23 protein-coding genes are annotated in these 21168 nt (G+C 53.2%); 17 read left to right on the forward strand and 6 right to left on the reverse strand.

What is annotated here, in order from left to right:
* Positions 1-6 precede the first annotated feature (6 nt).
* Positions 7-768: a LytR/AlgR family response regulator transcription factor gene (locus tag ACYVI1_RS01100; RefSeq protein WP_460905767.1), complete on the forward strand. Its 762-nt coding sequence runs from the start codon at positions 7-9 to the stop codon at positions 766-768.
* A 27-nt stretch (positions 769-795) separates the two neighbouring features.
* Here ACYVI1_RS01100 and ACYVI1_RS01105 read toward each other — a convergent pair whose 3' ends face one another.
* Positions 796-1203 carry a globin domain-containing protein gene (locus ACYVI1_RS01105; protein ID WP_460905770.1) on the reverse strand — a complete coding sequence of 136 codons (408 nt, stop codon included), beginning with the start codon at positions 1201-1203 and terminating at the stop codon, positions 796-798.
* Between the two features lie 447 nt (positions 1204-1650).
* On the opposite strand from ACYVI1_RS01105, the gene ACYVI1_RS01110 reads away from it, so the two are divergent.
* The 16 genes from ACYVI1_RS01110 (at position 1651) to ACYVI1_RS01185 (ending at position 16348) form a co-directional block, all read left to right on the forward strand.
* Positions 1651-2058: a DoxX family protein gene (locus tag ACYVI1_RS01110; RefSeq protein WP_460905773.1), complete on the forward strand. Its 408-nt coding sequence runs from the start codon at positions 1651-1653 to the stop codon at positions 2056-2058.
* Between the two features lie 224 nt (positions 2059-2282).
* On the forward strand, positions 2283-2747 hold the full coding sequence (locus ACYVI1_RS01115) for a QcrA and Rieske domain-containing protein (protein ID WP_460905776.1): 465 nt from the start codon (positions 2283-2285) through the stop codon (positions 2745-2747).
* Positions 2748-2781: 34 nt separating this feature from the next.
* Complete coding sequence (locus tag ACYVI1_RS01120; protein WP_460905780.1) at positions 2782-3672, forward strand: DUF5777 family beta-barrel protein; 891 nt, start codon at positions 2782-2784, stop codon at positions 3670-3672.
* A gap of 30 nt (positions 3673-3702) precedes the next feature.
* Positions 3703-4269 carry a YceI family protein gene (locus ACYVI1_RS01125; RefSeq protein WP_460905783.1) on the forward strand — a complete coding sequence of 189 codons (567 nt, stop codon included), beginning with the start codon at positions 3703-3705 and terminating at the stop codon, positions 4267-4269.
* Positions 4270-4391: 122 nt separating this feature from the next.
* Entirely contained in the window at positions 4392-4571 is a 180-nt protein-coding gene (locus ACYVI1_RS01130) for a hypothetical protein (RefSeq protein WP_460905786.1), read from the forward strand.
* An 83-nt stretch (positions 4572-4654) separates the two neighbouring features.
* The gene (locus ACYVI1_RS01135; protein ID WP_460905789.1) at positions 4655-5191 is read left to right on the forward strand and encodes a GNAT family N-acetyltransferase; all 537 of its coding nucleotides are present in this window, start codon (positions 4655-4657) and stop codon (positions 5189-5191) included.
* A gap of 726 nt (positions 5192-5917) precedes the next feature.
* A complete protein-coding gene (locus ACYVI1_RS01140; protein WP_460905792.1) occupies positions 5918-6688 on the forward strand; it encodes a hypothetical protein in 771 nt (256 codons plus the stop codon).
* Between the two features lie 37 nt (positions 6689-6725).
* Entirely contained in the window at positions 6726-7100 is a 375-nt protein-coding gene (locus ACYVI1_RS01145; protein ID WP_460905795.1) for a hypothetical protein, read from the forward strand.
* 51 nt (positions 7101-7151) lie between these two features.
* The gene (locus tag ACYVI1_RS01150) at positions 7152-7580 is read left to right on the forward strand and encodes an ester cyclase (protein ID WP_460905798.1); all 429 of its coding nucleotides are present in this window, start codon (positions 7152-7154) and stop codon (positions 7578-7580) included.
* A 118-nt stretch (positions 7581-7698) separates the two neighbouring features.
* Positions 7699-10047 carry an autotransporter outer membrane beta-barrel domain-containing protein gene (locus ACYVI1_RS01155; RefSeq protein WP_460905802.1) on the forward strand — a complete coding sequence of 783 codons (2349 nt, stop codon included), beginning with the start codon at positions 7699-7701 and terminating at the stop codon, positions 10045-10047.
* A 92-nt stretch (positions 10048-10139) separates the two neighbouring features.
* Positions 10140-10964 (forward strand): T9SS type A sorting domain-containing protein, encoded by an 825-nt coding sequence (locus tag ACYVI1_RS01160; RefSeq protein ID WP_460905805.1) that lies wholly within the window; start codon positions 10140-10142, stop codon positions 10962-10964.
* A gap of 105 nt (positions 10965-11069) precedes the next feature.
* Complete coding sequence (locus tag ACYVI1_RS01165) at positions 11070-12278, forward strand: NAD(P)H-dependent flavin oxidoreductase (RefSeq protein ID WP_460905808.1); 1209 nt, start codon at positions 11070-11072, stop codon at positions 12276-12278.
* A 283-nt stretch (positions 12279-12561) separates the two neighbouring features.
* Positions 12562-13386 carry a hypothetical protein gene (locus tag ACYVI1_RS01170; protein WP_460905812.1) on the forward strand — a complete coding sequence of 275 codons (825 nt, stop codon included), beginning with the start codon at positions 12562-12564 and terminating at the stop codon, positions 13384-13386.
* A gap of 44 nt (positions 13387-13430) precedes the next feature.
* Positions 13431-14459, forward strand: a complete 1029-nt coding sequence (locus ACYVI1_RS01175) for a S41 family peptidase (protein WP_460905815.1) — start codon at positions 13431-13433, stop codon at positions 14457-14459.
* A gap of 39 nt (positions 14460-14498) precedes the next feature.
* Positions 14499-15533 (forward strand): sensor histidine kinase, encoded by a 1035-nt coding sequence (locus ACYVI1_RS01180; protein WP_460905817.1) that lies wholly within the window; start codon positions 14499-14501, stop codon positions 15531-15533.
* A complete protein-coding gene (locus tag ACYVI1_RS01185; RefSeq protein WP_460905820.1) occupies positions 15530-16348 on the forward strand; it encodes a LytR/AlgR family response regulator transcription factor in 819 nt (272 codons plus the stop codon). Before ACYVI1_RS01180 ends, ACYVI1_RS01185 begins: the two co-directional genes overlap by 4 nt.
* A 56-nt stretch (positions 16349-16404) precedes the next feature.
* Here the strand turns inward: ACYVI1_RS01185 and ACYVI1_RS01190 are convergent, their stop codons facing one another.
* The 5 genes from ACYVI1_RS01190 to ACYVI1_RS01210 form a co-directional block, all read right to left on the reverse strand.
* Positions 16405-17670 (reverse strand): helix-turn-helix domain-containing protein, encoded by a 1266-nt coding sequence (locus ACYVI1_RS01190; protein WP_460905823.1) that lies wholly within the window; start codon positions 17668-17670, stop codon positions 16405-16407.
* Between the two features lie 85 nt (positions 17671-17755).
* A complete protein-coding gene (locus tag ACYVI1_RS01195; protein WP_460905826.1) occupies positions 17756-18154 on the reverse strand; it encodes a hypothetical protein in 399 nt (132 codons plus the stop codon).
* 477 nt (positions 18155-18631) lie between these two features.
* Complete coding sequence (locus ACYVI1_RS01200; RefSeq protein WP_460905829.1) at positions 18632-19123, reverse strand: hypothetical protein; 492 nt, start codon at positions 19121-19123, stop codon at positions 18632-18634.
* A gap of 29 nt (positions 19124-19152) precedes the next feature.
* On the reverse strand, positions 19153-19668 hold the full coding sequence (locus ACYVI1_RS01205; protein WP_460905832.1) for a hypothetical protein: 516 nt from the start codon (positions 19666-19668) through the stop codon (positions 19153-19155).
* 19 nt (positions 19669-19687) lie between these two features.
* Positions 19688-21151: a SusD/RagB family nutrient-binding outer membrane lipoprotein gene (locus ACYVI1_RS01210; RefSeq protein WP_460905835.1), complete on the reverse strand. Its 1464-nt coding sequence runs from the start codon at positions 21149-21151 to the stop codon at positions 19688-19690.
* Positions 21152-21168 lie beyond the last annotated feature (17 nt).

Consider the following 21168-nt stretch of genomic DNA (forward strand, 5'->3'; position numbering starts at 1 on the left):
CCTGCCATGAAAGCCTTAATCATCGAAGACGAAGCCATCATTGCGGACAATCTCCGGCAGTCGCTCGGCGAGATTGCCCCTCACATCGACGTGCAGGCCGTGCTACCCAGCGTGCGGGCCGCCCGTCGCTGGTTCGCCCAGTATCCTCAGCCCGATTTGCTGTTCATGGACATTCAACTCTCCGATGGCGTTAGCTTTGAGTTGTTCAACTATTTCGACATCCGCTGCCCGGTTATTTTCACAACGGCCTATGACGAATACGCCCTTCGCGCCTTTAAAGTTAACAGCATTGATTACCTGCTCAAACCCATCGACGAGGAAGAACTGACTCACGCGCTGGAAAAGCTTAAAACCCGCACCGCACCGCCCAGCCTGCCTGCCGAGTTACTGCAGCTTATGAACCGGCAATCGGTCGCCCCGGCTCGGGCATTTAAGGAAAACCTGCTGGCTCACCAGCGCAACAATGTGTTGATGGTCGACGTGGCCGATGTCTGGTTGATCTACCGGGAGGAAATCATTTTTCTACTGCGGAACGACGGTCAGGCCTTCGTGGTCGATTATCCGTCCTTAGATGAAGTCGAAGCGGTGCTCGACCCGGCCCAGTTCTTCCGGGCCAACCGCACACAAATTGTCAATATCCGGGCGGTGGAAAGTTTTCGGCCCGATACATCAGGAAGACTCCACCTGAAACTGAAACCCCCAACGACCACCCCCGTCGAGATCAGCCGGGAGAAATCTCCCCTGTTTCGCCGGTGGCTGGATCGTTGACATTCCGTTATTGCCGATTACCCGATCTTATAAATCGTTCTGCATACTATGGGCCAGCCACTGGTAAAATTCGCCCCAGGCCGTTCCCACCTCAACTGTCCAGGTACTGCCCAAAGCGGTTTGCAGCGTCCAGAGGAGGGCGTTGCCCACGGCGGAATAATGCTCGGGTTTTACACCATATTGCTGATGGCGCAGGCCCAATTGCTGCAGAGTTACCTGTAGTTCATTCGGCATGTCCACGCGGGCAACGGCGAAATTGAGCATCTCAACTAATTTATTGTACTGGCTCAGCATCGGCGAGTTGAACAGGGGGCGCAGGTTCGGGTGTTGGATAAATAAGTGGGTATAAAATACGTCGCCCAGCAGGGCCGGGTCAACATCGCGCAGGGTTGTCCAGGTTTGTTTAACAAGTTTAATGTGGTCGGTGGTCAGCATTCAAAAAATAAGCTAAGTGAGAAAGTCCTAAGTACGCGCCCGAATGACACCAACTCAATTTAATGTTCATCAAGCGTAAAGAATGCTCTTCCAGGCGTTGATTTTGGGACGGTAACCGCGCTGGCAATGGCTCAGAAGTTCAAACAGGTTCGTGCCACGGTTCAATGGCCTGCACAGGTTCAAACCGCGCTAACCTGAGCCTCGATTGCTGATGTGTTTCCTGTCATTAGTCGCCTGGCGAAACCTGATTCCTCAACTAAATGCCTGCTGCATCGATTCATGGACGAGGACGCCCGGCCCCTCGTTTCCCACGGTTCCCCAACTGTTTTGTTCGGCTCACTTTCATTTATTTTCAGGAGACCTGCCTGCGGGTCAATTTTGACCGATCTAATCAATGCCGTACCAATCCGGCGGGTGAATTTTCTCTTTTTTAATACTTACGTAACCATGAATTATAGACTGCTTAACCAGGTAAGCTGGCTCCTGGGTAGCCAGCTATCGGTCGTCTTTTTCATCGCAGGCTTTGCTAAACTTGCCGGAGCCAACATGCATCAGAGTAACCAGTTTGAACAGTGGGGCTACCCCGATGAAATGCGCTATATAGTAGGCCTGCTCGAAGTAGGGTTAGGAATAGGGCTCCTCTGGCCCCACTTCCGGCTTGTCGCCCTGTATGAAATTTTCTTCTGGGCCGTTGGAGCCGTACTGACACAGGCACAGGCCGGTCAATGGGAACAGACGGGTGTACCACTGCTACTGGCTGGAATCAGCGCCGTGTTGTTGCTGATTGATCGCCATCGGGTCAATCAATTCATGGAGTCCGACCGGCTTCATAAACACTCGTTCGCCAGACGGTAGCCGATTTCTTAGCTATGATCAGCTACATATGGGATAGCCTTCGGCCAACGGTTCATGACCCACGGATCTACGCTTCTCGACTAAAACCAGACGGCTCACGGCACTTTTTTTTTCGTCCCGACGCCCCATCAGCACCTTTGTTTCGCAATCAGGAAGCGGGTGAAATCACCAACAACGTATTGCTTCCCTATCAGTTAGTTCTCGCCATTCACTTTTTTAACCGTATGACTACTTCCCCAACTTCACTCGACCGCCGGGCTTTTTTCTCACTGGTCGGCACCAGCGTCGGCGCTATTGTGCTGGCCAATTGTATGTGTGGCTGCTCAGCCGCCAGCGAAGACACGCCCGGTCCTAACCCAACTGGCACAGGCTCCGGTAAGGTGAATGTGTCGCTCAATCTGAACGAGGCTGCTAACGCCAAACTCAAGCAAAACGGCGGGTTCATTTATCTCAACGGACTCATTGTTGCCCGCACCAAAGACGGCTCGTTCTTAGCCGTGAACAAAGCCTGCACCCACGCGGGCACGTCGGTCGAATATGATCTGGCTGGGAACCGCCTGCATTGCCCTGATCACGGGTCGAATTTCAAGAACGATGGCAGCGTCATTAACGGCCCGGCAGGTTCGCCCCTGAAAGTGTATAAAACCAGTTTCGACGGGGCGAGCAACGTCCTGAAAATCAATGAGTAAGCGATTGTAATCATCAACTTTCTCTCCTTCACGCATGAAACGACTTATAGTTTTACTCGGACTAACCGGTGCGCCGGCGTTTTCTCAAACGGATCTGATGAGCCAATTGAACAGCAACGCACCCGCGAGCCGACCCGTCTCGGCTACCTTCAAATCGACCCGGCTGCTCAATGGCCATACGGTCGAAACCGTTAAGGCTCACCATTTGGATTTTCGTATTTCGCACCGCTTCGACCGGCTCAACAAAGGCGTCAGCGAACTGTTCGGGCTGGATTTTGCCACCATTCGTTTAGGATTTGAGTACGGCCTGACCAACAACATAACCCTGGGCATTGGCCGCAGCTCGATTGAGAAGAATCTGGATGCCTACCTGAAAGCCCGGTTGATTGGGCAGACAACGGGTGCCCGCGCCTGGCCGGTCACCATCACGGCCCTGGGCACGGTCGCCCTCGATCCCCGCAGCCCGGCGTTAGGTGGTGAGTTCAAGGCGTATAGTGAGCGATTTGTGGGGACGGGGCAACTGCTGATTGCCCGTAAATTTTCGGAGTACGTTTCCATACAGGTGACACCGACGGCCATCTTCCGGCCCAGCCCAATTCAGCCGCAACAGACCCAGGTCGTTCCGGCGGTGGGGGTTGGCGGGCGTGTTAAAGTGAGCAAGCGTGTTTCACTCAACGCCGAGTATTACTGGGTCGACCAGGATCAGCTACGTCTGAAACAGCCTTTTCAAACGTACAACCCGCTGGCTTTAGGCATCGACCTCGAAACCGGCGGGCACGTATTCCAGCTTATTTTCACCAACTCGTTTGGCATGATCGAAAAGCAGTTCCTGACCCAGACCGGCGGCAACTTCGGTGGCCAGTTTGAAAAGGGCGACGTTCACTTTGGGTTCAGTGTTTCCCGCATGTTCAGTTTCAAAAAGTAATCATTCACCATTCACCAACCAATTATTTTTATGCTTTATCGTCCTCTTTTTGTCGTCGGTGCCACGGTGCTGGCCCTGACCACCGCTACGGCGGATCGCGCATCGGCGCAGGTACTATCGGCCAGCAAAGCCGAAAGCAGTTTCTTCTCTGAAACGCCGGTCGAGAATATCTCGGCCACCAATCACAAGGTGAAAGCGCTGCTGAATCCGGCTAAAAATGAAGTAGCCATTAAAATGGACATGACCGATTTTGCCTTCCCCAACAAACTCATGCAGGAACACTTCAACGAGAACTACATCGAATCGGAGAAGTACCCCAGCGCCAGTTTTCAGGGCGTTATTGCCGAAAAAATCGACTGGACCAGGCCGGGGACGTACCCCGTTACGGCCAAAGGAACGCTGGACCTGCATGGCGTGAAGCAACCCCGCACCCTGACGGGTAAGGTAACGGTTGAATCCGGCAAAATTACGCTCCTCTCCGACTTCACGGTGCCGCTGGAAGCCCACCATATTGCGGTTCCCAAGCTCGTGATGATGAAAATAGCGGAGCAGATCAGCGTGAAGAACAAGGTCGAATTCGTGACCAACAAAGGGTAGGCACCCCAACTTTTCTGCCCTGACTACAGGCCGCCTATGGTGGGCCTGTAGTTATCGTATAGTACCCACCGGTAGTATCACTGTCATGAATAACTCCATGCGGTAAATAATCTCCTTTTATCATGTTTGTTTTTCTCGGTCTGACCGGTTCAGACCTTATCTCATACGGCTTTCTATTCATTGTTGGCTGCCTCGTTCACCTGTATGTTCGGGTGAAACGGTGGTTCGGCACGGAGTCTGATCAGTTGGGGGATGACGCCGACAGCGATTCCTTTTGGGGTGATGATGGCGGAGACGATTAAGGGATTGGCTTGCTGAGACAGAGTCAAAATGCTGATCAGCAGGACAATAATTCTGTACTTTTGTACGCATCTCCCATCATCCCATGAAACCAGCTTTTTTATACTCACCTCACCTTCTTTTTATTGCAAGTACTCCGGCCTTATTACAAGCCGAACTCGCCAGCACCGATCAGTTAGCCACTGTGCTTAATGTAGCCATCCCATCTGACTGGCCACCCGGTGAATATGACCGGGATGCAATGCAGTTTTTTCTGGATCAACTCATAGCAGGTGGACCGGAAGCTGCGGGCTGGTATGGGTGGTATGTGGTTATGTATCCTACCCCCACTACGGCAGCTACCTTAGTGGCTGGAGGAGGCTACTTTGGGCCACCCGATCCGCAAGGTGTACTTGAAATTGGGTATTCGGTTTCTACTGAATGGCGTCGCCGGGGAGTCGCCACCGAACTTGTTGCCAGGCTGGTTAGCCATGCCTGGCAGCAACTGGGTGTTAAGCGGATTATCGCGCATACGCTGCCCGGCAATGAAGCATCCATTGGTGTATTGACTAAAAACAGATTTCGCCAGATAGCCAGTGATGATCCCGAAAAGCTTTGTTTTGAACTTGTACCGACTGCCTGACGGGACATTGAATCTGTTTAGGCTTACTTTTTTCTGGTTGGTTTTACCCCTAAATCCCCTAAAGGGGACTTCGTTTAAGAGTGAGCAAAGTCCCCTTTAGGGCAGGGTTGTTAAGCGCTGGTTTTTAACCGCACGGGCGGCCCCGGCTGAAGGCGTGGCAGGAGTATAGCCAAAACACGCCAAAAGTCCAGCTTGAAGCCCGAAGGGGTGACAGTATACCACCCCTTCGGGCTTCTAAACGGGCGACTGTATCTGTTTTTCTATAATCCTGTCATCCCTACGGGATTAGCGCTTAACGGCCCTGCCCTGAAGGGGATGTAGGGGTAAAACCGGCTGGCCAACAAACACATTATTGGCCTTAAAGAGAAATACTAAACAGGTTCATTGTTTTACCCGTTTTTTACGAAGTGAGTTCGCAAAAAAGCCGCCCCTGTTAAGATAGAGGGCGGCTTTTTTTGTGATTGGCACGCCTTACGTAGCAGAATCAGGCGAATCCACACCTATCGGAAAACCAATTAATTACCCCTTTTGAGCGAACGGTTCGTGCCTGATTTCTCCCTGCTTCCCAACGAGTTTCCCACGCCTGGTGCGACTAATTTTTCCCACCCCTGACGTGCCTGCCACCTTTGTCCCATCAATGTGCCGGGAGGGCAAAGCGGTTCATACGCGGCTGATACCCGTCCAGATAATCAATTCCATCATTCATCTTTTTTATCCGTATTCATCATGCAGTTTATCACCATTCCCCAAACCATCCGCACGCTCGCCGTGATGGGAACGCTGGCTCTCCTGTCGCAGGCCTGCCAGCAAGACAACACAACACCGGCACCCGCCGGACCGGTGGCCAACATCGCCACCCGCCAGGACGCCAAACTGGGCAGCCTGCTCACCGATGGCAGCGGCAACACGCTTTATCTGTTCGCGAAGGACGTGGCAGGCGCCAGCCAGTGTTCGGGCGGTTGCACCGATACCTGGCCCGTGTTCTACGAGAAGAACAAAGTGTTTGCCGACGGGCTGGATTCCACGCAGTTCGGCGTCATCATCCGCGCCGATGGGTCTAAGCAGACTACGTTCAAAGGCTGGCCGCTCTACCGCTTTGCTCAGGATACCAAAGCCGGTGAGGTAAACGGCGAGGGTAAGAATAGCTTCTACGTAGCCAAACCCGATTATACGGTCATGGTTGCCGATAAAGGTGCAGGCAAGTATCTGGTCGGTATTTCGGGCAGAACCCTGTACACCTTCTCGGGCGATACCGACGACATTAGCAACTGCAAAGACGGTTGCCTGACGGTTTGGCCCCAGTTTTCGGCCCAGCCTGCCATAGCGCCGTCAACACTAAACGGCGTGTTCTTCAGCAGCATCAGCCGGGCCGATGGCAGCAAACAGACCACCGCCAACAAAAAGCCGCTCTACTACTTCCAGAACGATCTGGTGCGGGGCGACGTAAAGGGCACAGCCGCCAACGCCAAGTTCACCGTAGTAGCACCGAACCAATAACGAATCGACTCACCCACAATACCATTCACTTAAAAAAATGAAAACCAATCAAGCACGAATCGCCATCTGGCTGCTGGTTGCCGGGCTTGCCCTGCCCATGACGGGCATCGCTAAGCACAACATAACGACAACAGCCCACGCGCCAGGCAACTGGCAGGATGAACTATCAGCCTATCTGGATTACGTAGAACTATCCGCCCGGATGAGCAAAAGTACAACCGTTATCAGCTTTCGGCTGGACGAACAGCACCGCATTCAGGATGTGATTGTACTCGCAAAGGATAAAGTCCTGATTGACAGCATCAAGAGTCACCTACAGGGACAGCGTCTGCTAAACCCATGCCCGATGGTCACCGACGAATCAGGGAACGAACGGTGCGTTGTCCGGCTGCACTTCGCTATGCAATTCTAACATCACCTCACCCCCAACCGACTCGTCGGTTGGGGATAAACTCATAAAGCCATGTCTCAACCCGAAGAAAACAAACGCATTGCCCAACTGTGGCTTCAACTCGTGAGCGAGGGCAAAGTCGAAGAAATCTGCGCCATGACACACCCGACCTGGCAGATGCACGGCGGAGCGCCCAATATGCCAATTGGCCCCGATGGTATCCGCTACCTGTTTGGCACGTTCGACCACATCGATCAGCAATGGACGGTGAATCTGGTGCTGGCCGAAGGCGATAAAGTGGCCGTGCGGGCTACGAACAATTGTTTCCAGAATAGCTTCCTGGGAATACCTGCTCACGGTAAACGGCAGGTGTTCACCTCCACCTTCATCTTTCACATTGTGGATGGCCTGATGATGGAAACCTGGCGCAACGCCGATGATCTGGGCCGGTTGCTGCAACTCGGTGCCCAACTGGTGCCCCCCGCCCTGATCGAAGCCTGATCGTATTTGCTCTTTATTGAATTGCCTCCGGAGGTCGTGTTTGACCTCCGGCGGGGATTCTCTTGTCCATTTCTTCCCAAAACACCCTTTTTTCACTCATTTCAACACCTCTACAACCATGCGTTACGCCACTCTTCAGCAACCCTGGCGCTCTGGCGTCGCCCTGCTGACTTTACTTACCTGCCTGCTCGCCTTTACCGGCGCCTGGGCTACGGGTATTTCCGTAAGTACATCGAGTCTGACGGGATTCACGACTCAGCAAGGCTCATCATCCCAGGTCAAATCCTATACATTCACCGCCAATGACCTGACGCCACCCGCAGCTAACCCGGATTTCAACGTGACGGTTGCGGGGACTGGTTTTGAAATTAGTACATCACAAAATGGCCCGTTCGCAACGACTATTCCCCTGAATCTCAGTAGTGGGGGTAATCTGTCGCAGGTAATCTTCGTGCGTATCAAGGCCAGTGCTACGCAGGGCAGTGTGAGTGGTACGATCAACCACTTCCTGAATGTTAGCCCGGCCGTATCGACCCCCGTTGTGCTGCTGAGTGGTGCGGTTAGTGCTCCGCCACTCCCCATCTTCGGGTTCGATCCGGGGAGTTTGTCCGGTTTTACGACCAAACAGGGAATTCCGTCGGAGCCGAAAACCTATCTGATTACAGCCAGTAGATTTCCACCCCAAACATCAATTGAACTACGTATTCCGGGGGACGACGCGGACGAATTTCAATTGAGCGTTAACGCACAGGGGCCTTACGGCCCGCTGACGTTCATTAAGGCTGACAATAACGGAAACATCCAGCGAACCGTGTTTGTCCGCTTAAAAGCCTCGGCTACACCCGGTGCCAAAACGGCCATACTTGTGCATAGTATTCGTGCTACCGACGCTCCGCTGGGTGAGGTGCAACTGACGGGTACGGTAACGGCAGTGCCAGCCAACCAGCCCCGGATTTTCATAGAACCTGATTTTCTGGATAAGCTGGACACAACGCCGGAGCAGTCTTCGGCACCCAAATCGTTTGTTATTAATGGCCAGCATCTGCCGGGTTCCAGTGCCTCGCTTCAAGTGCTGTCACCCGCAGGATTTAACGTGAGTGAACAGGCGAGTGGCCCATTTAGCACCAGTCTGACCATTCAGTTAGCCATACAGCCGGATGGTACAGCCCAGAAAACCCTGTTTGTCAGGCTGAAAGGAGAAACGCTGGGGGGTGTCTTTGGTATTGTTCAGGTTAAGGATGGGGGCGATTTGTTCGATGAATTAAGGGTCGAAGGAACGGTTAAAGACGTTCCGGCTCAACCCGTACTGCTGGTTGATCCGACAAGCTTATCCGGCTTCACCACGAACGGAAGCGCCCCATCGCAGATAAAGCAGTATCAGCTAACAGGATCGGGGCTAACTAGTAGTAACGGCAGTGTGATAAATCTCTCACTGGCTGCTCCTGCCGGTTTTGAAATCCAGCTCGATGGCACAAGTTTCTTCAGCGATTCGCAGGGTATAAGTGGCAACGGTACGGCTACTATCAACGTGCGTTTGAAATCGGGCCTGGCCCCAGGCAACTATAGCGGGAACATCACCCACAGTAATCCAGACATCACGACGGTGAATCTGGCCGTAAGTGGTACGGTTACAGGGCCACCCACTACATCCGTCAATCTGGCCAGTTTAGCAGGCTTTACTACCAATCAGGGAACGCCCTCGGCCCCTAAGGCCTTCACCATTTCGGGCACGAATCTGCCGGTATCGAACCCGGCTATTATTGCGGTATCGGCCCAGGCCCCGGCGGGCTATGAAGTGGCTACGTTGGCCAGCGGACCCTTTTCGGACCAACTCCAGACCTTAACCGGCGTGGCCGCAAACGGGACCGGCTCCCGCGAGTTGTTCGTGCGGCTCAAAGGCACAGCAACAGGGCCGATCAACGGAACCGTAACGGCGCAAATGGGCAGCATTACGCCCAGTACCCTATCCGTGTCGGGGGTTGTCTCTCCCGCCAGCGGTGGTCCTGATTTAACGACAACGCTGTCCCTTCCTCAGGCCAGTTTTGCTCCATCGGGGGCTAATAGTGTCAGAAACTTCATTGTCGAGATCTTTGAAACAGGCGGTCAGCCTACGGCTTCGGGAAAGGCAGCCATCACGCTCACCGCCCCCGTAGGTTACAGTCTTTCGTTTACTACTTCCCTCAATAGTATTAATGTATCGGGGGGTAGCAACAATCCGATTAGTGTGGATAATACCCAGTGGCTCGTAACCACGAATCAGACCAATCAGCAATTCTCGCTGACGATGAAGGCAGGGCAGTTGATTGGGGCTAAAGGCAAGGCCACTTTGGGCTTCACCATTACCCGCACGACGGCCAATACCGGCAGTTCATCCAACATTACTGTCAATGTCAACGACGATGCGAGCAAAAGCTATGATGGGGACTCGTCCAACAACATTTATTCCCGAATAGTGACGGGGTTGTAACGTTTCTCTGGGGCCAACTCTATTTTTTAACGAATTGACGCGAACGAGTTCAGGATTTTCGCTTGTCTTCACCAACCTTATTTGTTCCGATTATGACCAGAAAATTTATTCTCGCCTTTCTGTTGGGTATAGGCAGCGGGTACGCAGCTTACGCCCAGGACCCGTCGGTGGGGGGAGTCGTCGTCTCTCCCCAGTCTCTCCCGGTGGGCGCTACGGGAATTGTTCGTGCCAGTTTTGGCAATGGCAGTTCCACACCTATTCCTCAACGTGCGACGGCTACGTACACCTTTACGCTGCCCCCCAACGTCGTCGTTACGGGTTCTTCGGTGGTGGTGACCTCTCCGGCAGGGAGTAATACCGCCAACCTATCGGTTATCGTGGGGGATTATGATGCTGACAATGGGCTGATTATCACCGTGAGAAGCAACCTGGGCCCTGTTCCCGGAAACGCCGATTATACACTGACCTTAACCATAGCAGGTATCAAGACAACCAGTACTTCCCCACCCCAACTACTGGTTAATGCTGTTGCAACAGCCGTTGGAACGAATGTTTTCAGCAACGATAATGCCAATACGCCCGTTGTTGTTACCTCCGGTGCAATGCCCGGGGCAACGGATTTGAGTGGCAAAGTCACAATTTTTCCCGGCCCGTCGGTGGTGTTGCAGGATGTAGCCTACGGAGTGTTTCCTAATCCAGTAGCGAGTGATGGGCAGTTTACCGTGCGTCTGGATGAGCCGGAAACGGCCAGAGTCAACGTCTACAGTGCGACTGGGCATCTGGTGCCGTTGCAGAAAGCAGGGATCGAATCGGGCGAGCTGTTGCTGAAAACGCAGGGGAGTTTATCAGCAGGTGTGTACATAGTAACTGTCGAAGAACGGGGTCATATCCGTCGGCATCGACTCGTGGTGAAGTAGGGCAGGCTAAGGGTAGGCTACCTATCCCAGGGCATACTTTTATACCGTTAGCCAATTCATGCAAACAAGGAGACCATGAATCGGGCAACTTAAAACCATCTCTTCATGAAAGCCAGTGAAACCATCAATCGAAACGAGTTCTTAGCCCGCATGAGCATGACTTTAGGTTCGGCCTGTTATTTGAGTAACGATCCGGCTTCCGTAGAAGCCAGGCAGCCAGCCAGTCCGCTGGGGGGCATACCCAGGCCTAATCTGTTGTGGGAGAATGCGTTGCAACAGATGCTGGGTATCCGCTATCCCATTATTCAGGCGCCGATGCTGGGCGTCACTTCGCCCCAAATGGTGGCAAAGGTTTCCAACGCGGGTGGGCTTGGTTCGCTACCCGTTGGCGGATTAAGTCCTGCCCAGACCCGCGCCCTGATCGGGGAGGTGAAACAACAGACGAAGCAACCCTTTGCGGTCAATTTATTCGCTGATCAGATTCCTGCCGCACCCTCAGCTAAGGAGGTGGAACCGATGCAGGATTTTCTCGAAGGACTGGGTCGGGCATATGGGCTGGCTATTGAACGAACATCCCCAGACACCATACCCTACCACAGCTATCGGGAGCAAATTGATTGCCTGCTCGAGCAGCAAGTGCCCATAGTAAGCTTTACGTTTGGACTGCTGGACAACGCCAGTGTTCAGCGGCTTAAATCGGCAAATATTCGGCTGATTGGCACAGCCACCTGCCCGCAGGAAGCCCTGCACCTGGCTGGCAATGGGGTCGATGCCATCGTGGCCCAAGGCATTGAAGCGGGTGGTCACCGGGCCAGTTTTCTGACTCAGAATCCACTACCCCAGATTCCGACTATGGTGCTCGTCTCCGAGATTGTCGATCGGGTAACGATACCTGTCGTTGCGGCTGGGGGGCTGGCCGATGGCAGCGGCATTGTAGCTGCTCATGTGATGGGAGCGCAGGGATTTCAAGTGGGCAGTCTTTTTCTGAGAAGCCGGGAAAGTAAGGCGCCGGCCGCATACCAGCAGGCCGTCAGCCATGCTCAGGCAACAGACACGGTGCTGACAAGGGCCATTACGGGCCGCTGGGCAAGAGGCATTCGGAACAAGCTGATTCAGGCGGTTGAAGAAGCAGCCCTGCCTATCCCGGCTTACCCAGTGCAAGCCGTTCTGACAACCGCTCTACGGGCCAGTGGCCATGCTGAATTTATGCCGCTGTGGGCGGGAATGCGCGCCAATAAAGCACCCGTGATGGAAGCGCATAAACTTATTCAGCAATTGGTTAGCGAAGCACAGAGTAGTTTTACATCCCGTTAATCAACATACGTCCAGTGCCGGATATGACGGCTTGCCAGCCGCCCGGATAACAGGAAAGAGCCGCTCACGAAGTGGCTTTTTTCGTTTTGCTCCCTGTATCCGTAGAGGGCTGCTGGAAATGCCCCATCAACGCGTGTGCTGATGGGCCGGACATACAACGTTCTCCCGTTCGGCGTTTGCCTTCTCCGATTGAGTGCGGATCTTTTCCAGTTCGTCGCCGGTATGTTTGCGATCAGATGCGGGGATGTCACCTTTGCAACGTCAACCAAACAACAGTCCACCAATGAACCGTCCCGTTAAACTCTCCCTGTGCGTCGCTGTCATGGTCAATTTTGCTCTTTCAGCCCCGGCGCAAACTTATCGCAACAGCATCGGCCTGTCGGTCGGTACGTTCCACCTCCGCACCCTCGATGAGCAGGCATCACCACTGCGCTACGCAGGCACCGTTTACCCGTTGTATGGGTTCACCTATCGACACCATACCGACCGTTCTCAGTTTAACCTGCGGCTGTCGGGCGGAGCGGGCACGATGAACCCCGAACGCTTTGGCCCCCGGACCTACGCGACTACGTTCGGCGATGGCACACCGTATACTTATCAGATTGCGTCAGAACTCTACCACGTCACGCTTGAAGCAGACTACCTTCGGCGCATCGGCCCGGCCGAACCCGGCCGGATTAACACCTGGGTGGGTGGCTCGGTGCAGGAATCCCTGCTCTATGCCGATGAAGTGGCCAATTTTCCCTGGGTAGTCAATACGGCAACGTTCTCGCCTGTGGTGCAGACCGACTACGCCTTTGGAACAAACCACAGCCTGACCCTGCGGGTCGATATGGCCGTTGTGGGGCTGGTTACCCGCGCGATCTGGGCCAGCTTCCCTAAATCAACGAGCGACAATAACGTTGCTGCCTACTTTAAACAGGGCACCCGCCCGGCTACGGTGGGTAAACTGGGAAATGTGAACGTGCAGTTTGGGTATTCGTACCGCCTTAGTCCCCGCCTGAGCGTGGGAGCCACCTACCGGGGCCGCTACCTGTCGTACCCCGACCCGCGTCCTATCCGTGCCCTTACCAGTTTGGTAGCGATTGAAGGCGAATTTCATTTTTAATCCTCGTAATCACCACAAACCACCACGTTGGTGGACCATCCATCATGAAAAAGTCAATTGTCCCCATCCTGTTTCTGCTGGCAGCCGGTCTGTTTTCGGCCTGTTCCAACCGGATCATTGGCCCCGAAACACCCAACAATCCCGTAACTAACTTCGATCACCTGTGGGGTGAATATGACCGGCTCTACGGCGCATTTGACCCCAAAAAGCTCGACTGGAACGCTCTCTATCAAACCTACCGCCCGCAGGTGAACGAGCAGACAACCGATGCTGACCTGTACCGGGTAATGACTGCCCTGCTGGGTCATCTCGACGATAACCACGTCTACCTCCGACCAACGGCCACTACCGGGCTACCCTGGTTCGACGGGGGTATTCTGGGCCGCACGAAGGTGACCGACTACGACGGCGCGGTGGTGAAACGCTACCTGACCGACAGCCGGAACATTACCTCCGAGTTTGTGTGCGGCAAACTATCGGCCAACGTAGGGTATATTTTACTGAAAGGGTTTGAGCATGATTTTGCAACGTACAGCAAAACGATGGACTCGGTATTGACCTATGTCAACGACACCATAGGGCTGATTATCGACCTGCGCGACAACGGCGGGGGCGAGGACCGCGTGGCCCAGTACATCGCCAACCGATTTGCCACCGAGCGGCACCTCTCATTCACCTCCCGGCTGCGAAATGGGCCCCGGCATACAAACTTCGGTCCTGAGCTGCGGTTCTACACCGAACCAGCGGGCAACTTTCAGTATGCCAGGCCGGTCATTGTACTTACCAACCTGTCGTCGTACAGTTCGGCCGAAACGTTTATGCTGGCCATGCTGCAAAACAAGACCGTAACGCAGGTTGGCGACGTAACGGGCGGGGCTTTCTCCGATGCCATCACGCGCGACCTACCCAACGGCTGGAGTATCCGGGTGCCCATTGCCGACGTGCGGGATGCCACCGGCCGCAACCTCGAAGGCATCGGCATTATACCAAAAGTGGTTGTTAAAAATAGGGGTGAAGACCTGAAGGAAGGCCACGACCGGGCACTGGAAAAGGCGATTGACTTGCTTCGCTAAAAAAAGACACTTAGTTTGGTTTGGATAGAACGCGCTCTGATGATCCGCTTAAACGACCGTTGGTTTCGGCTGGTGGGCATTCCGCTCATCGCCTTGTTGGGCGACTGGATTTTCTACGACGAAATCAACCGCCAGCATGGTCAGGCTTTCTGGCTCGACTACGTAGTTAGCTTAGTGGAAGTTTCCCTGCTGTGGACCATCAGCCGGTATGGCATTCTGCGGTCGCGCCGGCAGTATCCAACCCTGAGTCAGACGCGGCAACGGATTATTTTTCAGGCCCTGTGGTTTGTGTTCATCACGGGTCTGTTCCGGCTGACGACCACGACGGTGTATGACCTGAGTCTGTTCTGGGGATATCATTACACACCCCTTCGCTATCTCTACAACATCGCGGTGGGCATTTTCTGCGTGATCCCCATTGCGGCCATTTACGAGGGGCTGTACCTCTACCGTCAGTGGCGGGTGACGTATTATGAAGCCGAAGAGCTAAAGAAAATGACCCTGCAAACCCAGCTCGAATCGCTCCGGGAGCAGGTCAAACCACATTTTCTGTTCAATAGCCTCAACACCCTGCAGGCGCTGGTGCTGGAAGATGAGAAAGAACAAGCCGTTTCGTTCATCATCAACCTCTCGCAGGTGTACCGCTACCTGCTGCAAAGCAACGAGCAGTTGGTTATCCCGCTGGCGAAGGAACTGGAGTTTATCCGGGCCTACGTGGACTTGCTCAAAACACGCTTTGAGAAGGGCTTAGTGCTGCAGATCGACCTGGCCCCTGAACTGCTGCCCTACAGTCTGCCCCCGCTGACCCTACAGATACTGGTCGAAAACGCCGTGAAACACAACCGGCTGTCGGCAGCCTGCCCGCTAACGATTCGGATCTTTACCGATGCGGCCCAGAATGTCGTCGTGGTCAATAATCGGCAGGTTAAACAATCAACTGTGCTGTCGAACCGGCTGGGCCTGACCAACATCGCGGCTAAATACCGATTGCTGAATCAACCCGATATCGTTATTCACCAAACCGAAACGACCTTCCAGGTAGCCATTCCTCTCCTTAAACCCATACCGGCATGAACGTATTGATTGTCGAAGATGAAGCTGTGGCCGCCCGCCAGCTTAAAGCTATGCTGAACCGGGCGGGCGACGACATTGTGGTGCTGGCCGTGCTGGAAAGCATCGAAACCGCCGTGACCTATCTACGCCAATCGCCCCGGCCCGACCTGATTCTGGTAGACATTGAACTCTCAGACGGGCAAAGTTTCGAGATCTTTAACCAGGTGGAGGTGAGTAGTCCGGTTATTTTCACAACGGCTTACGATGAATATGCCCTGCGGGCTTTTAAAGTCAATAGTATTGATTACCTGCTCAAACCCATTGAGGAAGCCGCTCTGGGTAAAGCGCTGGATAAATTCCGGCAACTGCGCCAGACCTACGGCGGCAGTGAGCCAACCGGCAACGGCGGAATAGGTAGCCTGACGGTATCCATTAACGAGTTGCTACGCCAGATCAACCAACACCAGCGCCCCGATAGTTTTTTCCGGGACCATCCAGTCCGGGACCGGTTTCTGGTGCACATGGGCCAGCGGCTCTTGCCCATTGAGGTAGCGGAGGTGGCGTATTTTTTCTCGGCCAACAAGCTAACGTTTCTGAAAACGCAGGCCGACAAGCAATACGCCATTGATTATTCGCTCGACGAACTCGAACAAACACTCGACCCGCGCCGGTTTTACCGGGCCAACCGTCAGTTCATCGTTAGCCACAAAGCCGTGCAGAAAGTTCACTTCTACTTTACCAGTAAACTGAAAGTAGACCTTAGCCCAACCGCTGACGAGGATGTCATTATCAGCCGCGACAAAGCGATGGCGTTCCGGCGCTGGCTGGGTGAGTAGTATGCCGCATGGATTTCCGGCAGGGCAGGCGGATCGGCTAAATCATGAGCCTTGGGTTACCGATCACTGCCCGTTGACTTTAGTGTCGTATTCCCGTTGATGACCGAGGCAGGGCAATGGCAATCGGGCGTATCCTGCACAGTACGCCGAAATTCGCTCGGAGTCAGACCCGTCGCATTTTTGAAAGCTTTGTTGAACGAGACTTTATTATTAAACCCAACCTGGTAGGCTACCTCGATAATGTTAAGCTGCTGGCGGGGATATTGACGTAATAACTCTTTAGCTTCCTGAACGCGCAGGGAATTGACATACTCGAAGAAATTCATGCCCAACTGTTCGTTCAGTACCTGCGAAAGGTGATGACGGCTGATGTTAATGCGTTCAGAGATGGTATCTAACCGCAACTCATTATCCTGATAAAGCTTCTCTGTGCTCATGAGCCGTTGAAGTTGTTCAGCAAAATGAGTGGCCAAATGAGGAGATAGTCCCGAATGGCGGTAGCGCATCTCTGGCTCAGTTGGCGGGGACGAATCCGGTAAGGCAGGAACGGGTTGGCCAGCCTGAAAATGAGCTACCAACGGGGCCGGGGTTTCTGGGTCAGGGCCGGGCAATCGACTACTCTGGAAAATTGTCGGCTGTACATACGCTAAGATGGCTACCAGCCCGATGAAGCCTACCATACTCAGCGAAATGCCATAATCCCAGGACCGGTTAAAAAAGGGCAGTTGTACCAGCAGAGAATAGGACCAGTTTGCCAGCACGAACCCGGCGTAGCACAGGCTAAACCACCGCGCCCAGGTAGCCACCTCCCGGAATGGCCGGAACAACGGCAGCAGCCGGAAAATGGCGATGGCATAGCCGGAAAGATGGACCAGAACAAGCCAGGGGATGGCCTGATAAACGTATGGGTAGTAGACAAAAGGAGTGGATTGAAACACAGAAGCGGGCAGTGTTTCCTTTGCCAGCCTGATCAGCAAATGAACACACAGGCTTCCCAGGAAAGGCACCGCATGGATGAGCTGTAATCGGGATGAAACCGGCTGGTGAAGCAACTCCTTAAGATAGAAGTAGAACAAGCCTCCAAACAGGAAAAAGAGCAGTTCCGCCGGCACAATCAGGAACGGGAAAAACTGCAGATAGTGGCTCCAGTAGAGCACATAATAGAATAGTATCAGGGAGAATAGGGTGAGAATGGCAACGATATAGCGAACCTGATTCTTCCGCTGACCCGCCTGCAGTAAGAGTAAGGGCGCCAGGAACAGCCCCAAAAAAGCCATGAGCGCAAAGGCGGTCGTCCACTGGTCAAGGTCTGGCTGGTTCATTGGCGATAAAGTGAGTAAGGGTCATACAGGCAGAACGACACCATCGGGACTGATTAAAAACAATCCTGATTCGCTGCGAAATCCGTCATAATGCCGTTATAGACCGGGTTACTTTAGTTGGCTTGCTGGTGGTAATTTTAATCTCCCGAAGCTCGATCTCAAGCCCATTCGACACTTTTAGTACATAGTCCCCTTCTTCTAACTCGTCTATATCGAGCCGGAACCGGGCGGTTGAATCCTGAGCACTCATTGTCCGGTTGAAATACAGCGCACCCATCTGATCCGTGAGCTGAACATAAACCGGGCCGCCCAACTGCTTATTCACATTGATATTCAGTTTTCCACCCTTCGACACATACGTCCCTATCTGATAGCGAGCCAGTTTGGTTGGGTGATCCCTTCTTCCGGGTTGTGTATCTTTGGTGAGGAAAGCGGCAGAACTGAGGCTAAAAGCCAGGAGCAGGGGCACAAGAGTTGTGTTCATAAACGGGTTGCCGGGAAGCGTTTATAGGTGACCGATTCGTTTCCAACGTGTTCTGCACCAAAGACACGCCAACAGGGGAGAGTTTTGTTTTTTTATGTGAAAGGTTATTATAGTCCAAGAGTGGTAAACGCTCATCTCATGAATGGCGCTGGCATGAGTTTAGGGAAAATAGTAGCAAGTAAACAGCAGAAGAAAAGCGTACTTACTTAGTTTAAGAGTTTTTAGAAGAAGCTGATTGAGCCTTTAAAAATGACAGATAAGCCGACGTTTTTTTTATCATTCCGCTTTTCGTCGGAATGATAAAAAAACACGTTAGTAAATTCTTTTAGTGGTGCCGGGTGTTCAAACCCGATAGCTGGGGTTTATGAAATGCCCGATGAAGTGATCAAAACCTGATTTATATGTTCCTGATGAGGTCTTTTGAAATTTCGCTGGTCAGGTTTGAGAAGCTAACCTCACTAAAGATTGCCCGCCTTTTTATATAGTTTTCAATAAAATATGGCTCCCTGTCTGTATCCAGCGATCTTTTCTTTTTTGATAAATATCGAGCAATTGCGTCCCGCCTTCAGGTTTATTTTCTTGTGTTTCGTTTTCAGGCAGATAATAAACTAATGCAACATCCGAATAAAGATGAATTTGATAGGCATCTATTTTATAAATAATGGATGGTGTCTGATTCGTTTTCAGGGCTTTCACATAAGCCTCGGCAGTATTGTTTACCGGGTGTTTAAGCAGTGGGGATGCGCGTATTTTTTTAATGATTAACGTATCGCCGTTTATATACGCCTTAAAAAGAATATCACCGGCCTTATGCAGTTCCTGTTGCCGCAAAGGTGATGTATGCGGATCAGCTTTGTTTGCCACTAAATGCTGAATCTGACTAAAATCTGTTGGGTGAGCAATACCGAGCGTACTCACCCAACAGAGTATCAGAATACTATATTTTTGTATTGCATACGTGATGTTCATACATCGCCAGCCTTAAGGCATCGAATCAATCAGGCCACCACTCTCACCCGAACCGGTTGAGGCACAAGCTGAGTCCCATCATCGAGCGTTATCAGGAACAGAAACGCAAGCTCCGTAAAATTCGGTAAGGCAACCGGCGTCGTTGCCACAGCGGGGTATTTCTTTTTAAAATCGGCAAGGGTTGTCACGAAAACGGCCGTAGTCCCACTGCCCGCAATGGGCGCTGCATTATAGGCCGTGGCAGCCGTAGCCGCGTTCAGGGTAGCCACATTGATGCCCGTACCACCCCCCACGATTTTGGTGATCTCTTTGATGGTACGGCCACTGGAGGCTGGAATCGACAGCGTGAACTGGATGTTGCCCCCGGCAGCCAGCGACGTGGTGATGTACGGATTGAACCCATAGGTAGTCGCGTCGGGGAACGTTACCGGAATCGCGGGGCGATTATCGCGTACCAGGTCGCTATAAACCAAGTCGTCTTTGCAGGCGAAACTGCCGCTGATCAACAGAGCGACCAGTAAGGCTTTTGGTATGTATTTTTTCATGTCGTTGCGTGGTAAATCGTTAGTCTATGTCCCACCAGAGCCGAATATTGGATTGCAGAGCGGGGTTGGGGAAGTTTGGATTTCGCTGAATCTCGTTGTTGATATACACCGCCCGAACCGGCCGGGTGCCGTCGATACCGGCTGCATTTTGCGACGGCAGCAGCATAGGGTAGCCCGTCCGGCGCAGGTCGTTCCAGACCTCCAGGCCATTGCCCGTGAAGGCGATGTATTTCTGGGTAATGATCTGAGCGATTTTCTGCTCGGCCGTTCCCGTCAGGGTGGCTACGGCCGGGTTCGCCTTCAGGTAAGCCGTGATCTGGTCAGGAGGCACACCGGCTAAGGTCATTGAGGCCGTAATGGCTTCGGTATAAAGCGCTTGTGGATCGCCCGGCGTGCCCAGGCGCAGGGCGGCCTCGGCCAGAATAAACGCCCGCTGGAAGTTAGTGACCAACCGCACGGGGCCTTCTCCGCTCGCTCCCGTCACGTATCGGTTGTAGCGCGACCAGCTCGTGGTTGGTGAGGGCAGGGTTCCCCGGAAACCATTGTCGATGGTGACGTAGTTAGCTGCCGGTTTGGTGAAGAAAAGCGGCAGGCGCGGGTCGTTCAAACTCGTCAGCAGATTCAGGTAGCGCGTACTCAGGATAAGATCATCCTTAAACGTACTCACATTGGTGTAGGTGTAGCGGGGATCCTGGCTTCCTGTGCTGGAACCGAAGATGAAGTTCATATCCCCGCTGTTGGCATTGATGTACGTGTTGCCTGTCAGCACTTCATTGATGACACTCGTGGCCAGTGCGGGTTCTTTCCGGCTGATGGTCATGGCAAACTTAAGCAGCAGCGTATTGCCCGCCCGTCGCCATTTGGCCAAATCACCGCCGTAAATCAGGTCGTCGGCACCCGGCCTGACGGCTGACGGCGCGTCGAGATCCCGGATGCCTTCGCGCACCAGATCAAATAAACTCTGAATGCCCAGCGACGCATTACCCTTATAAATATCCTCCTGCTTATCCAGCCGGGGAGTCGTGAAGACCTCGCCCTGCAACGCCTGCGAATACGGCACGTCTCCCCAGAAATCAGTGACTATGCTGAAGCTGTAGGCTTTCAGTATTTTGGCAATGCCCGAATAGGCTTTCGAGTTCGTCGCGTCGCCTAACTCAATCAGTTTCTGGTAGTTGATTAAAGCGCCACCGTACAGATCAAAGCGCCACTGGTTTTCCATATCCGCCCCGTTGGTTTGGAAAACATCGTAATTCTGCGGGCTGTTATTGGCACCGGCCAGGTGTTGAACCAGCACCGACGCAAAGCGATTCAACTCGTTGGCATTGGCAAAGGCAGTACCGGCCTGAGCGCTGGGCAACAGCACGGCCGGCGTAACCGAGGTTGGGTTGTTGGGCGTAACGTTAACGTCCAGAAAGGTAGCACACGCGCTCATGCCCAAAAAGAGGGGTATGAGCAGGTAGCGGCCGGGGTGTATGATGTTCATGAGCTGTCGGGCGAGAA

This window comes from Spirosoma areae, assembly GCF_054781775.1.

Coding starts and splice junctions, on each gene's coding strand:
- ACYVI1_RS01100 (WP_460905767.1), top strand. CDS start 7: ATGAAAGCCTTAATCATCGAAGACGAAGCCATCATTGCGGACAATCTC.
- ACYVI1_RS01105 (WP_460905770.1), bottom strand. CDS start 1,203: ATGCTGACCACCGACCACATTAAACTTGTTAAACAAACCTGGACAACC.
- ACYVI1_RS01110 (WP_460905773.1), top strand. CDS start 1,651: ATGAATTATAGACTGCTTAACCAGGTAAGCTGGCTCCTGGGTAGCCAG.
- ACYVI1_RS01115 (WP_460905776.1), top strand. CDS start 2,283: ATGACTACTTCCCCAACTTCACTCGACCGCCGGGCTTTTTTCTCACTG.
- ACYVI1_RS01120 (WP_460905780.1), top strand. CDS start 2,782: ATGAAACGACTTATAGTTTTACTCGGACTAACCGGTGCGCCGGCGTTT.
- ACYVI1_RS01125 (WP_460905783.1), top strand. CDS start 3,703: ATGCTTTATCGTCCTCTTTTTGTCGTCGGTGCCACGGTGCTGGCCCTG.
- ACYVI1_RS01130 (WP_460905786.1), top strand. CDS start 4,392: ATGTTTGTTTTTCTCGGTCTGACCGGTTCAGACCTTATCTCATACGGC.
- ACYVI1_RS01135 (WP_460905789.1), top strand. CDS start 4,655: ATGAAACCAGCTTTTTTATACTCACCTCACCTTCTTTTTATTGCAAGT.
- ACYVI1_RS01140 (WP_460905792.1), top strand. CDS start 5,918: ATGCAGTTTATCACCATTCCCCAAACCATCCGCACGCTCGCCGTGATG.
- ACYVI1_RS01145 (WP_460905795.1), top strand. CDS start 6,726: ATGAAAACCAATCAAGCACGAATCGCCATCTGGCTGCTGGTTGCCGGG.
- ACYVI1_RS01150 (WP_460905798.1), top strand. CDS start 7,152: ATGTCTCAACCCGAAGAAAACAAACGCATTGCCCAACTGTGGCTTCAA.
- ACYVI1_RS01155 (WP_460905802.1), top strand. CDS start 7,699: ATGCGTTACGCCACTCTTCAGCAACCCTGGCGCTCTGGCGTCGCCCTG.
- ACYVI1_RS01160 (WP_460905805.1), top strand. CDS start 10,140: ATGACCAGAAAATTTATTCTCGCCTTTCTGTTGGGTATAGGCAGCGGG.
- ACYVI1_RS01165 (WP_460905808.1), top strand. CDS start 11,070: ATGAAAGCCAGTGAAACCATCAATCGAAACGAGTTCTTAGCCCGCATG.
- ACYVI1_RS01170 (WP_460905812.1), top strand. CDS start 12,562: ATGAACCGTCCCGTTAAACTCTCCCTGTGCGTCGCTGTCATGGTCAAT.
- ACYVI1_RS01175 (WP_460905815.1), top strand. CDS start 13,431: ATGAAAAAGTCAATTGTCCCCATCCTGTTTCTGCTGGCAGCCGGTCTG.
- ACYVI1_RS01180 (WP_460905817.1), top strand. CDS start 14,499: ATGATCCGCTTAAACGACCGTTGGTTTCGGCTGGTGGGCATTCCGCTC.
- ACYVI1_RS01185 (WP_460905820.1), top strand. CDS start 15,530: ATGAACGTATTGATTGTCGAAGATGAAGCTGTGGCCGCCCGCCAGCTT.
- ACYVI1_RS01190 (WP_460905823.1), bottom strand. CDS start 17,670: ATGAACCAGCCAGACCTTGACCAGTGGACGACCGCCTTTGCGCTCATG.
- ACYVI1_RS01195 (WP_460905826.1), bottom strand. CDS start 18,154: ATGAACACAACTCTTGTGCCCCTGCTCCTGGCTTTTAGCCTCAGTTCT.
- ACYVI1_RS01200 (WP_460905829.1), bottom strand. CDS start 19,123: ATGAACATCACGTATGCAATACAAAAATATAGTATTCTGATACTCTGT.
- ACYVI1_RS01205 (WP_460905832.1), bottom strand. CDS start 19,668: ATGAAAAAATACATACCAAAAGCCTTACTGGTCGCTCTGTTGATCAGC.
- ACYVI1_RS01210 (WP_460905835.1), bottom strand. CDS start 21,151: ATGAACATCATACACCCCGGCCGCTACCTGCTCATACCCCTCTTTTTG.